The following is a 12,941-nucleotide window of genomic DNA, read 5'->3' on the forward strand; positions in this document are numbered from 1 at the left end:
CCCCCGGCGGGGTGAAGCAGGGGCTTCGCGAAGCATGCTTCGCGCCTGCGGAACGGTGCTGGCATGCAGGCCAGCACTCCATCCTGACCCCGGGGTTCGCCCTTGGGTTTGACTCGGTATCAGCCGCCAGCAACCCGACCCGAACTCATCTCACAACGGCGCCGCCTGCGCCGAATCGCTCGGCCCCGCCGTCACGGGCCGCCCGTCTTCCCAGCGCAGCCGGTCGATGCACATGCGCCGCCCGGCGCGGTCGGGGCCCCAGGCGTGATACACGATCCACGTTTCGTTCCCGCCCGGTGACGTCACGAACGAGTTGTGTCCCGGCCCGATCAGCCGGCCGGGCAAGGTACTCATCAGCAAAGCCCGCCCGCCCTCGTCCGGCCGCCGGTAAGGGCCGAGCGGATGGTCCGCCACCACCCAGCTGACGCCGTAGTTTTCCTTTTCCCAAGCGCCGCCACTGTAGAAACAGTAATACCGGCCATCGTGCTTCAGCACGGCCGCGCCCTCCACCGTGTGCCAGTCGTAAACGTTGCCGTACATCGTGCGCTGCTTCAGGAACAGGTGCCAGTCCTCGTGCGGCCGGTGCACCATGCGCGGCTTGCCTTCCAGCGTACGCATGTCGAGCATCCGGTCCACCACGATGCCGGTGCCGACCCGGTGGTCGTCCTCCAGTTCCAGGAAATCGACGCAGTAGTACAGGTACCACTGGCCATCGTCGTCCTTGAACGGGTGGGCGTCGATCGAGAATGGCTGATCGGGCACCAGCACCACGCCCGCGTCGACGAAGGGCCCGGCCGGATCGGCGCTGGTGGCCACGCGCAGCTGGTGGTCGCGCCCCTCGATGCCCTGCGCCGAGTAGTACATGTAGAACGTGCCGTCGTGCCAGGCCACCTCGGGCGCCCAGAAATCGTGGCCGCCCGGCGGCACCAGCGCATGGCCGAGCGGTTCCCAGTTCACCAGGTCCGGCGAGCGCAGCACGGGGAATGCGCGCCCGTCCGCGCTGCCCGGCGCGGTGCCGTAGGCATAGTAGAAGCCTCCGTGCCGCAGCACGAACGGGTCGGCGAAGGTGGCCGGATAAACCGGGTTGACGTACTCGGACATGCGGGTTCCCTCGTGTCTTTCAGCGTGCCTCACAGCTTGAAGCGCAGGCCCACGCCATAGGTGGTGGGCGTGTAGCGGATGTCGCGCGGGCGCACCGGATCGCCCACGTAGCTCTCGTACTTCTCCTTCGTCAGGTTGATCGCGTCGAACTGCACCGAGACGTTCTTCGTCAGCTCGTACGACAGCGACAGGTCGACATAGGTCGATGCCTTGACGACGCGGTCCTGCAGGAAGCGCGGCTCGGCGATCTGCTCAACGTAGTCGCCACGGCGCGTGGCGGCGAGGCGCCCGGTCAGGCCGTGGCCTTCGTAGAGCAGCGCCAGGTTGTGGCTCTTCTTGGCGACGTCGATCAGGCGGCCCTTCGTCAGCACGTCGGAATTGACGTCCAGCCGCGTTTCATTGTCGGCATCGATCCACGTGAAGTTGTACTGGGCGCCGAAGCCGCTCCAGAAGCCCGGCAGGAAATCGAAGAACTTCTGCGTGCCGAACTCGAAGCCCTTCAGCGTGCCCTGGCCGGAGTTCTGCGGCCGCGTTACGCGGTAGCGCTGGCCGTCGATGATCTCGTCCTGCGTGTAGTCCTGCAGGTAGCCGGTGAAGTCGCGGTGGAACAGCGCCAGCTGCGCGTAGCCATTGCCCTGGAAATAGTATTCCAGCGTCGCATCGAGGTTGGTCGACTTGGTCGGCGCCAGCGCGGCATTGCCGGCGCTGCCCGTGCCCGGCGCGTTGACGGTGGGCGGAATCAGCGACAGGGCCGGATTCAGGCGCAGGAAGTCCGGCCTCGTCAGCGTCTTGCCCACCGAGAAGTGCGACTGCAGGTCTTCACGCCAGCCGACCAGCGCGGAAAGGTTGGGCAGGTAGTTGTTTTCCGACGTCGACAGGTCGATCGGCGTGATCACGTTGCCGACCCGGCTGGTGCCTTCCAGCTTGCGCTTGACATGGACGACGCGCACGCCGGCATCGCCGCTCACATCGAGGCCGCCGAGGGTGGTCTGCCAGCGCGCGGAGAGGTAGGCCGCGGTGGTGCGTTCGCGCTGCTCGAACTGGCGGTTGGGGGCGTCCGGCACGAGGCCGGCCGGGAAGCCATACGCGGCGCGCACCGGGTCGGTCTGGTCGAGCAGGAAGTCGCGCGACGGCACGTAGTACTGGCCACCCAGCCGGTCCACGCCGGGGCTCAGGGTCTCGAAGCCGGGCCCGAACACGTCGCCGGGACTCCTGGGCGTGGCGCGCTTGTCGATGTCGCGCGCCGCCTCGGCGGAGTGATAGCTGGTGGAGCGCGACGACAGGCGCAGGCCCACGTTGACCGCGCGCAGGAAGCCCTCGCTCAACTTGTAAGTGGCATCGGTGCGCCACTGCGTCTGCTTGCCGAGCGACTCTTCCCAGTTCTGCACGAGGCCGCGCAGCACGAATTCGTTGGGATCGCGCAGCGGCGTGGCGCTGGTGGGCGTCGTCACCGAAGCATAGCCGCCGTGGCCATCCGCGCCATACGTGTAGACACCCACGGTGGCGTTCGGGATCTGCTGGTCGACGATGACGCGGTCCTGGATGAATTTCGAGTGGGTGAAGGCCAGGCCCGTCGTGACATCCCATGGGCCGTCGCGGAAGCGCAGGGTCGAGTTCAGGTAATGCGTGTTGGTGCGCTCCTGGACGCCCCACGCGCTGGTGGCCATGTACGGATCCCAGTCATATGGCGTGGGGCCGTACTGCGCCGGCGGCGCGTTGGCCGACAGGATCGGGCAGATCTGGCCTTGCGGCGTATCGCAACCTTGGTCACCCAGTTCCACGCTGTTCAGGCGCGGCGCCCAGCCGACGATGCCGAGGATGTAGTCGACCTGGCTGCGCGCGCGGTAGCCGGTGCCCAGGTACTGGGTGGTGAAGTCCAGCTTGGGATTGATCTTCCACTGGAATGCGCCGTGTCCGGAAAAGCGCTCGCGGTCGCCGCCGTTGTAGATGCCGCCGACCTGCGGCAGGTTGCCGAGCGTGTCGCCGGCCTTCAGGGGCGCCAGCGGCTGGTCGTCGTTCAGGCGCACCGCGGTGCCGTCGGGGCTGACGGAGAAGATGCGGTCCGGGCGGTCCACCCACTGCACCGGGTAGCCCCAGTGTTCCTTGTTGTAGGCGGCGTCGAACAGGAAACCCATCTCGCCGACATCGGTCTTCCAGCGGTTGCTGTACAACACGCCGCCCCCCGGGCTGTTGCGCGTTTCCGCGGCTTCGCTGCCATTGATCTTCTGGCGGCGGTTTTCCAGGTAGCCGGTGACCGTCTGGCCCTTGTAGTCGAATGGCGCGCGCAGGCGGATGTTGACGGCGCCGGCAATGCCGCCTTCCGGCTGGTTCGCCGTGGCGGACTTGTACACGTCCATGCCCGCGATCGACTGCACCGGCAAGTCCTGGTACGACAGCCGGCGGCCGCGTCCCGTGAAGATGTCGTTGCCGTCCAGCGAGGTGACCACGTCCGGCAGGCCGCGGATCGTCACGGTCGACGTCTCGCCCCGGTCGCGGCCCACCTGCACGCCGGCGATGCGCTGCAGCGCATCGCCGGCCGCGCGGTCCGGGAACTTGCCGATATCGTCGGCATTGATCGAATCGACGACCTGCGTCGCATCGCGCTTGATCTGCTCGGCCGAACGGATGCTGCGGCGGATGCCGGTCACTTCGACGGTGGCAATCGGGCCGCCCTGCACGGCGGCACCGGCGCCCGTATCCTGCGCGGGGGCCGACTGGCCGGAAGTATCCTGCGCGGCGACCGGCTGGCCGGACGCATCCTGGGCCGGCTGGGGCGCGGGCAGCGGCACTGCCTGGGCGTTGGTCTGCTGATTGTTTTGCTGGTTGCCCTGTGCGCCGGCCTGCTGCGCGGCCACCGATCCCGCCGCCAGCACGCACATGGCGGCGGCAACGGCGCGGCGCATCCGGCTCATTTTCATCTGGCTCATGTTCATCCGGCACGTGTCTATCCGGATCTGGTCCATCCGGCGAAACTCACTCAAGGAATTCATCGCTGTCTCCGGTCTGTGATGTGGCCAGGCTGATGGGGCTCCGCCTGGGGAAGCTTCCCGATCATAGACACAGACTTAATTCGATGCCAACGCGCTTCGCCGTTCGGTTGCGCCGATGCGACGCTTATCCCTTCAGGCCCGTGGCGGCCAGCAGGCCCTGCGTGACACGGCGCTGGAACACGATGTACGCCAGCGCCACGGGGAAGGCGCCGAGCAGCGCGGCGGCCATCAGCTGGGCGTAGCGCACGCCGAACGCGTCGTAGGTCTGCGTCAGCCCGAGGGGAATCGTCATCATGTCGCTGGACGTGACGATGATGAACGGCCACAGGAAGTTGTTCCACGCGGCGATGAACGTGACGATCGCCATGGCCCACACGATATTGCCGGACATCGGCAGGTACACGCTCCACAGCACGCGCAGCGGCGAGGCGCCGTCGAGCAGCGCTGCATCGCGAAAGTCGTGCGGCACCGCGTCGAAGAACTGGCGGAACACATAGATCACCATCGGCGACACCACCTGCGGCAGCACGATCCCGGCATAGGTATTGATCATCCCCAGGCCGTTCATGGTGCGGAACAGCGGCACCAGGAGAGCCTCGAACGGCAGCAGCAGCGCCAGCATCGACAGCAGGAACAGGGCGTTGCGGCCGCGGAAGCGCAGCTGCGAGAAGGCGAAGGCGGCCATCAGGCTGATCGCCATCGTCACCACCGTCACGGCCAGCGCCACCAGCGCGCTGTTGAACAGCCAGCGCGGCACATTGCCGGCGCCCAGCGTCCTGGTGAACGCTTCCACGGTCCAGCGCTGCGGCAGCAGGTGCAGCGTCGGCAGGATGGTCTCGTATTCCGGCCGCAGCGACGTCGACAGCGCCCACAGCAGCGGCGCCACCCACAGCATCGCCAGGCCCAGCGCGGAGGCGATGGCGATCACGGTCCAGTGCAGCGGCGTCGTCTTCATGCAAGCCCCGTCATTTTCGTTTCTTCAGCAGCAGCGCCTGCAGCAGGCCCAGCGCCACCACGATGAACATGAAGGCCATCGCCACCGCCGCCGCGTAGCCCGCGTCGCTTTGCGTGAAGGCCGTTTCATACATGTAGTGCAGCGTTACGCGGGTGGTATTGAACGGCCCGCCCGTGGTCATGATGTAGGTCTGGCCGAACACCTTCAGCGAGGCGATCAGCTGCAGCACCAGCGCGGTGATCGTCACCGGCATCAGGGCGGGCCAGGTGATGTGGCGGAACACGGCGAAGCCGCGCGCGCCATCCAGCGCGGCCGCTTCGTACTGCTCGCGCGGGATGTTGCGCAGGCCGGCGATGAACATCAGCATGTTGAAGCCCACCGTCCACCAGATGGTGGCGATGGCCACCACCGGCATGGCCCAGCGCACGTCGGAAAACCAGGCGCGATGCATGCCGAGCAGGTGGTTCACGATGCCCGACGACGGCTGCAGCATCCAGTCCGCGATCAGCGTCATCACGGAGATGGGCAGCACGTACGGCAGGAAGAAGGCGCCCTGCAGCCAGGCGCTCGCGCCGGCGTGGCGCGCCGCGAAATGGTCGACCAGCAGCGCCATCACCAGGCCCAGCGCGGTCAGCGGAATCACCGTCAGCAGCGAAAAATAAAAGGTATTGCCCAGCGACGACCAGAACGAGGGATCCTGGATGAGCGTGGCGTAGTTGGCTAGGCCGACGAACTCGCTGGTGCGCGTCAGGCTGCTCTCGGTCAGCGACAGGTACAGCGTTTGCAGCGCGGGCAGCAGGAAGAACAGGATGAACGCCGCCATGAACGGCAACAGCAGCAGCGTGGCGGACAGCGTTTCGGCGCGGCGACCCCTCATCGGCATGTTTCCTTTCGCTGGTGGCTAGTAGCGCGGCGGGCGTTTCTTCAGCAGCCGCTGCGCCTCGCTTTCGAAACGCCGCAGCGCATCGGCCGGTGTCAGCTGGCCGGCCAGCGGCGCCGGCAGGAATTTCGACGCGATCGCTTCCAGCGGCCCCGCCGCGCCCATGTACCAGCCGGGCGGATCGTAGACGACGCTGGCCGCGGCGGCCGCGTATTCCGCATTCGGCATCAGTTCGCGCGCCGCCGCCGATTCGGCCACGGGGCGGTAGGCCGGGATGTGCCCGCCCTCGGCCCAGCCGAACGAATGCGTGCTGACATAGGCGATGAAGCGCAGGACGGCGCGGGTCTTCTCGGGCGTCATCGGCCGGCCCTCGTTGGCGGGGATCGCGAAGCCATGCGAATCGGCCCACGCGCTGGCATTGCCATACAGTTGCGGCAACGGCACGATGCCATAGCGGAAGCGGATGGTGCCGGCCTTCGTGCCGCGCACCAGTTCCGGCACTTCCCACACGCCATTGATCATGAAGCCGGCATTCCCGGCCATGAACTGGCTGGTCGATGCCGGATAATCCTGCCCCGCCGTGGCGTAGCCGGCCTGGAACCAGTGCGCGATCGCGGCCAGCGTGGTCTCGCCAGCGGCGCCGTAGGCGAACTGCCCGTTCGCCACCACCGGCAGGCCCTGCTGGGCCAGCAGCGACAGCCACAGGCGCCAGATCGCATAGGTGCTTTGCGCCGCTTCCATCGCCAGCCCCGCCTTGCCGGTCTTTTCCTTCACGGCGCGCAAGGCCTCGGTCATGGCGGGCATGCCGGTGATGGTCTTCAGCCTGCCGCTGGCGTCCAGCAAGCCGGCCTGGCCGGCCAGGTCCTTGTTGTAGTACAGGACCAGCGGGTGCATGTCCAGCGGCACGGCATAAGCGCGCCCCGCGTACTGCGAACGGGCCCACTGGCGCGGCAGGAAGTCGGCACCGCGCAGGCCGGCCGCCGCCAGTTCGGCATCGGTGACGGGGCGCAGCACGCCGCCGCCGGCCAGGTTCGGCAGGCGCGACAGGTGGATCGTCGCCAGGTCCGGGCCGGCGCCCGCCACGGTCGCGGTGATCAGCTTGGTATAGAACGGTTCGCCCCACTTCAGCGTGGTGCTTTCCACCCGCACCTCGCCCTGCGAGGCGTTGAAGCCATCGACCAGCGCGCGCAGCCGCGCACCGTCGCCGCCGGACACCAGCGTCCACATCTGCACCACCTGCACGTCGGCGCTTGCCGCGGGGCCGCACAGGAGCAGCAGTGCCAGCGCCGCGGTGGCCCATCGGCCAGCTCGCATGCCGTGTCTCCCCCTCGTTTCGCTCGAGGTCTGGTTGTTGTCGCGGCTATCGTAACCGCGCGGATACTGCCTTCACGCCGCCTCGCTGGGCAGGCGGAAGCCCGGCTCCGGTGCCGCCATGCCGGGCTGGTCTTCCGGCCCGGCCGACGCATGGGTGGTCTCCGGCGTGGCCGGCACCGCCGCCGCCTGGCCGCCCATCGGGGCCGGCTCGGGCGCCCGCTTGCGACGCCACAGTTCGCTGTGGCCCAGCGGGTCCGTGTACCAGTCGTGCAGCCGCGCATCCGGGCCGCGCGTGGCTTCGGCCAGCGCCGCGATCGGCGCCTTCGGCACGCGCTGTTCCGTCAGCAGGCCATTCTTTTCATGGAAGGTATCGGTCAGCTGGGTATAGCAGAAGCCGGACAGCGGCCGGCAGCGGTGGATCGCCGCCATCAGGTTGCGGTAGCGTTCCAGCAATTCCTCGCCATCGCGCGCCACCGAGTAGCCCCAGCCTTTCGGATCGGCGTCGTCCATGCAGGCGATGCCGCCGAACTCGGACAGGAACAGCGGCTTGCCGATGCCGTCGAAGCCGTCGATCACCAGCCGGCGCCGCGCCGGGCGCACGTGCTCGAACGTGTACTTGAGGCCTTCGCGGGTGCCGTAGCGGGCCACGAGTTCTTCCGGGTCGGCATGGTAGTCGTGGATGTTGACGAAGTCGCCGCACGGCATTTCCCAGCCATCGTTGCCGACCACCGGGCGGGTACCGTCCAGCGCCCGCGTCATGTGGTACATGGCGCGGACGAAGTCGACCTGCCGGTGGTCGTGCATCAGTTCCGGCACGCCCCACGATTCGTTGGTGGGCACCCAGGCCACGATGCACGGATGGGAAATGTCGCGTTCGACCAGCTCCTTCCATTCCTCCATCACGCCATGCACGGTCTCGCTGGAGAAACCGTAGGCGGACGGCATCTCGGCCCACACGCACAGGCCCATCACGTCGCACCAGTACAGCCAGCGGGGGTCTTCCGATTTCTGGTGCTTGCGCACGCCGTTGAAACCGAGCCGCTTGATCAGCACCACGTCCTGGCGCAGCTGCTCGGCCGACGCGACCATCAGGCTTTCCGGCCAGTAGCCCTGGTCCAGCACCATGCGCAGGTAATACGGCCGGCTGTTGAGGAGGAAGCGGTCGCCGTCCACGGAGACCGTGCGCAGCGCCGTGTAGCTGATCACGTGGTCCAGCACCAGGCCGTCCGCCGCGTGCAGCGTGATCTCGGCGTCGATCAGCTGCGGACTTTCCGGGCTCCACATCCAGTGCGCGCGGGCGTCGTCGATACCGGGGTCGGGCAGCTGGAACAGCCGCGACAGGCGGGTGCCCGTCAACATGCAGCGGTCCGAGACCAGCACCTTGTCGCCCAGCCGCAGTACCACGTTGACGGTGTGGCCCGGGCCGGGATGCGCCACATCCGCGTCGAGGCGGATCTGCCACGTGAACACGTCCGCCGTCCAGCGCACCTTCGACACATGCGAGTGCGCCACCTTCTCCATCCACACGGTGCGCCAGATGCCGGTGGTGCGCGGATACCAGATCGAATGGGGCTCCAGCTCCCAGTCCATCTTGCCGCGCACCTTGTGCATGTCCAGCGGGTCGTCCTCGGCCTGGACGACGATCTCCATGCTGCGCCCGTCGAGGTAGCGCGTGACGTCGATCGAGAACGGTCCGTGGCCGCCCTTGTGCTGGACAGCGAAGTGGCCGTTGATCCACACGCGCGCACGGTGGTTGACGGCGCCGAAGTGCAGCTTCAGCCGCTCGTCGGGGGACGGCAGCAGGTTGTCGTCCAGCCCCACCACCCGCCGGTACCAGACGCGCCGGCGGAAGCCGCGGTCGTGCACGCCGCTGGCCGCCGCTTCAGGCGGGAACGGCACGATGATCGTGCGGTCGAACGGCACGTCGGCCGGTTCGTAGTGCACGGCATCGTCGTCCAGCATCGCCTGCCACGGTCCGTCCAGGTTCAGCCATTGGGTGCGCCGCAATTGCGGCCGGGGGTGGTCCACGATCTCATTCTCCTTCAGCGGGGCTCTCATCACGTTTGTCCTTATGATAAGTCGTTTATGTCCTGCACAGCGTCACGGTTGAGTTGCCGTGGCGCGCGCCACCGCTGCACCGGCCGCTGAGTGGGGCGGATACAACGCGCTGACGGCCAGCGGCCCGAAGGTCACGGCCCGGCCGCCGGCGCCCATCGCCACCAGGCCGATGCGCACGCCCGGGCCGAGGCGGTGCGTCCACGTGCCGCCGCCGACCCAGTCGCGGCCATCCTGGCTGGACCAGGCGGTCCACCGTTCCAGCGCGTTGGCGCCCGTGCCTTCGCGCCGCAAATCCAGCCGCAGCCAAGTCCAGGCCCCCTGCGCGGAAGGCGTGCCGGCCACCGTATTGCCGTAGCGGGGGTGGTGCGCCGGCACCGGTTTCTGCTCCTTGCCGAATTCCACCTGGTGCAGCCCGGCGTTGGCCAGCACCGACAGCTTCACGTAGTTGTCGTCATCCTTCAGCGCCACGATGCCGGCCTGCACGTGGGGCGTGCAGCACTCGTCCGGCGCATCGAGGCGGACGCGCGTCTCGATGCGCAGGTCGCCTGGCGGAAGCGCCCGCGCCAGCAGCGGCGCCGTGTTGGTGTCCACGTACAGGTCGCCCGCCTGGGTGTGCCCGGCCAGGCCTTCGGGCGTGGCGCGCCAGCTGCCGGGCTGGCGTATCCAGCGCCACGGCGCGGCCGGCGCCTCTGTGAAATCCTCCCGCCACAGCAGGCGCAGGTCGGCACCGGTGCCGCCGAACGCCGGGGCCGGGCGCGCCACGCCCGCACTGGTGGCCGGTGCCGGCAAGTCCCGGTCCGACGGCCCCCTGCCCTCGGCGACCACCGGCCAGCCGCCCGCCCAGTCGATCCGGTCGAGCAGCGCGGGACGCCGCGTCAGGCCGGGCGCGAACAGCGGATCGCCGGCATCGACGGCATGGTAGATCGTCCACCACCGCCCGGCCCCATCCTGCAGCACGGAGTTGTGGCCGGCGCCGATCCAGCGGTTGCCGCTCTGCGCCAGGACGGGCGTGCCGCCGGCGCGGGGTGCCGCCATGTCGTTGCCGTGCCGGTCGAGGAATGGGCCGAGCGGGCTGGTGGCGCGGCCGACATGCAGCGAGTACCCCGTCAGCGGCCCGGCGCAGCAGTCGGTGGCCGACGCGAACAGGTAATACCAGCCATCGTGGCGCACCACCTCGGCGCCTTCGTAGCGGCCGGACGTGCCGACACGGCGCGCCCCGCCCTCCACCGACAGGCCGTCCGCCGCCAGGCGCTGGACGAACAGGCCACCGCCATAGCTGCCGTAGTACAGCCAGCGCGTGCCCGTGTCGTCGACCACCACGTCGGGGTCGAAGGTCCAGTCGAACTTGCAGCCGGGCGCCGCGCGGCGCGGCCCGACCACCGGCTTGCCGCTGGCCTGCCATGGCCCGGTGGGCGACGCGCTGCTGGCGACGCCGATCGAACTGTCGCTGTCGCAGCCCGCCTCGGGGCTGTGCGCGTCGTCCGTATCGGTGATCGTGTAGTACAGCCAGTAGCGGCCGGCATAGTATTGCGGCTCGGGTGCCCACAGCCACGAGCGCGGCGTGGCCGGCGCCGGCCGGTCGGTGAACGAATCGGCCACCCAGGTCCAGTGCACCAGGTCCGTCGAGCGGTACACGGGAAGCAGGCGGAAGCGGTAACCGTCCCCTTCCCTTTTAGTGCGGCTGACCGGGTCGGTCGTGCAGTACATGTACCAGGTGGGTTGCGCCGCCTGCGGATCGCGCAGCGCCGGCGGATCTGCGCAGTTCTGCGCAAGCGCGCCGCCGGCCAGCCTGACCGGCAGCGGATTGCGATAAGTGGCGCCTGCTTGCGCCGGGCCCTGGGCGTACGCCGCGGCCGCGGCCTGGAGCACCGCCGCCAGGAGAAACAGGCATGACCGCACTGGCTGCTCCTTTTTGCGAAAAGGCGGACGTTAGCATGGCTGGCGGTGGTGCGGTGCACGGGTGGCGGCACGCCGCGGCGGTGCGAAACCGTTCGCCCTGTCGGCCCGGGCGGTGGATCCGCCGATTCAGGCGAAGTCGATTGCTTTGCTCCGGCTTTCGGTTAGTTGCAAATTTTGAGGCGAAAGAAGGCGCAGTGTGCGCCTTCCGGAATGTTCCCGCCGACCGGCAATGGCCGATCGTGGGACGGCTTACGAAGCCCGACCGCCGCGGCGACGGGTTCCGAGCAGGAGACCTGCAAGGCCCAGGCCCATCATCGCGTACGTCGAGGGCTCCGGAACCGGGGACACCGCTCCCAGGTCCTGGAACTTGACGTTGTCGACCAGATAGTTGGAGTCGTAGCCGAAGTCGTTCGTCGCATCGCCCCACGTGATGCCCCCCGACAGCGTGCCGAAGACCGGATCCGTCAACGTCCTGCTGAGGACCGCGCTGGCCGTGCCGGACGCGATGTCGGCAAACGAGGCATCGATATACAGGTCCAGCTTGCCGCCGTTGTAGCGGAACGCATAGTCATGGAAGATGTTGGTATCGAGCGTGTGCGAAGCGCCCTGCAGGTCGCCCCACACGACGACATCGTTGCCGATCATGAAGGTATTCGCCCTGGAAGCGGGCGTCAGCAGCACGTTGAACGGGTTGAATGTCAGCGCCGCGTCCATCGAGTTGTAGCTCGACGACACGACCAGCAGCCGGATCGAAGCAATGTAGTCGGTGGCGCCGGTAGCGTGCTGGAAGTACTGGAACTGGCTGGTGCGATTCGTGTCGTTGGCCGTCATGAACTGCGTGATGCCCTCACTCGGGAGTTGCGTGCCACCGCCGCCCGCGGACCATCCCTGCGCGGCCGGGCTGCCGTTGCCGTCGTAGAGCGTTTCGATGGGGCCGGCGGCTGACGCAGCGGTCGTCATGCCGATCGACAGGGCCAGGGCGGTAATGAGCGAGCGCGGGAAATCCATGGTATCCATAGGTGAGTTGGTGAATTGGTCTTATTGCAATAAGATAATCAATCTTACAAGCAGGATACATCCGAGTCAAGCGACGACCAGTCGGGCTATCCGGCCCGCCCAGCTTCCCGCATGTCGCCGCGCTCCGCGAACAAGCGAAAAAAGGGCCACCGGTACGCTGGTGCCCTTTCCGTCCTCGGTCGTGACAACGTCAGATGCAGGGGTCCTCGACGAGCTTCCCGTCCACCAGGTGCCTCGGACAACCGCCCGGCATCGGCAGCGCCGGCGCGCACACGCCGGGCCTCGCGCCCGGCCGTACCGATGGCCCTTCCACGGGAACGCAGTCGCCCTGGCATTCACGGTCGTCGGCGCAGGCCTTGCCCCGGTCGCTGGTCTTCACGGCGCAGAAATGGAACGGCCCCAACGGGTACAGCATCCACTCGCCTCCCCTGGCGGCGCATTGTTCCCTGGTTTTCGGCGGTTCTGGCTTGACAGGTTTGACCGGCGCGCCGGACGAACCGGTGGCCACGAATGAAGCAACGAATACAGTAATACAACCCCGTAGTAGACGCACATTGCGCATGGCCCGCTCTCCGATCGATATCCGACTTGCATGGAAGAACGTGGCCCGCACCCGGCGCGAACGCAGCCGCGGTCGTGGCAAACCACGAGCCCGGATGGCGGACGTTTCCGCAGGTCCGGCCTGTACAACAAGACTACCGTATCAGGGCGCGATGGCGCCCTGAAG

The 12,941-nt window shown here is 68.0% G+C and carries 9 protein-coding genes; all 9 read right to left on the reverse strand.

The window, feature by feature from the left end; translation table 11 throughout:
• Positions 1–150: 150 nt before the first annotated feature.
• The 9 genes from OU994_RS18870 to OU994_RS18910 all read right to left on the reverse strand — a co-directional run bounded on the left by OU994_RS18870 (position 151) and on the right by OU994_RS18910 (position 12,629).
• Positions 151–1,101, reverse strand: coding sequence for a glycoside hydrolase family 43 protein (locus tag OU994_RS18870; protein ID WP_281607147.1), 951 nt, complete (start codon positions 1,099–1,101; stop codon positions 151–153).
• 29 nt (positions 1,102–1,130) lie between these two features.
• Complete coding sequence (locus OU994_RS18875; RefSeq protein WP_281607148.1) at positions 1,131–4,028, reverse strand: TonB-dependent receptor; 2,898 nt, start codon at positions 4,026–4,028, stop codon at positions 1,131–1,133.
• A 187-nt stretch (positions 4,029–4,215) separates the two neighbouring features.
• Entirely contained in the window at positions 4,216–5,046 is an 831-nt protein-coding gene (locus tag OU994_RS18880; protein ID WP_281607149.1) for a carbohydrate ABC transporter permease, read from the reverse strand.
• A 10-nt stretch (positions 5,047–5,056) separates the two neighbouring features.
• Positions 5,057–5,923 (reverse strand): carbohydrate ABC transporter permease, encoded by an 867-nt coding sequence (locus OU994_RS18885; protein WP_281607150.1) that lies wholly within the window; start codon positions 5,921–5,923, stop codon positions 5,057–5,059.
• A gap of 24 nt (positions 5,924–5,947) precedes the next feature.
• Positions 5,948–7,240, reverse strand: a complete 1,293-nt coding sequence (locus OU994_RS18890) for an extracellular solute-binding protein (protein ID WP_281607151.1) — start codon at positions 7,238–7,240, stop codon at positions 5,948–5,950.
• A 72-nt stretch (positions 7,241–7,312) separates the two neighbouring features.
• The gene (locus tag OU994_RS18895; RefSeq protein WP_281607152.1) at positions 7,313–9,298 is read right to left on the reverse strand and encodes a glycoside hydrolase family 2 protein; all 1,986 of its coding nucleotides are present in this window, start codon (positions 9,296–9,298) and stop codon (positions 7,313–7,315) included.
• A gap of 42 nt (positions 9,299–9,340) precedes the next feature.
• Positions 9,341–11,197 (reverse strand): family 43 glycosylhydrolase, encoded by a 1,857-nt coding sequence (locus tag OU994_RS18900; protein ID WP_281607153.1) that lies wholly within the window; start codon positions 11,195–11,197, stop codon positions 9,341–9,343.
• A gap of 249 nt (positions 11,198–11,446) precedes the next feature.
• Positions 11,447–12,214 (reverse strand): PEP-CTERM sorting domain-containing protein, encoded by a 768-nt coding sequence (locus OU994_RS18905; protein ID WP_281607154.1) that lies wholly within the window; start codon positions 12,212–12,214, stop codon positions 11,447–11,449.
• 190 nt (positions 12,215–12,404) lie between these two features.
• The gene (locus OU994_RS18910; RefSeq protein ID WP_281607155.1) at positions 12,405–12,629 is read right to left on the reverse strand and encodes a hypothetical protein; all 225 of its coding nucleotides are present in this window, start codon (positions 12,627–12,629) and stop codon (positions 12,405–12,407) included.
• Positions 12,630–12,941 lie beyond the last annotated feature (312 nt).

It is taken from the genome of Pseudoduganella sp. SL102, from assembly GCF_027856995.1.
Classification (GTDB): domain Bacteria; phylum Pseudomonadota; class Gammaproteobacteria; order Burkholderiales; family Burkholderiaceae_D; genus Rugamonas; species Rugamonas albidiflava.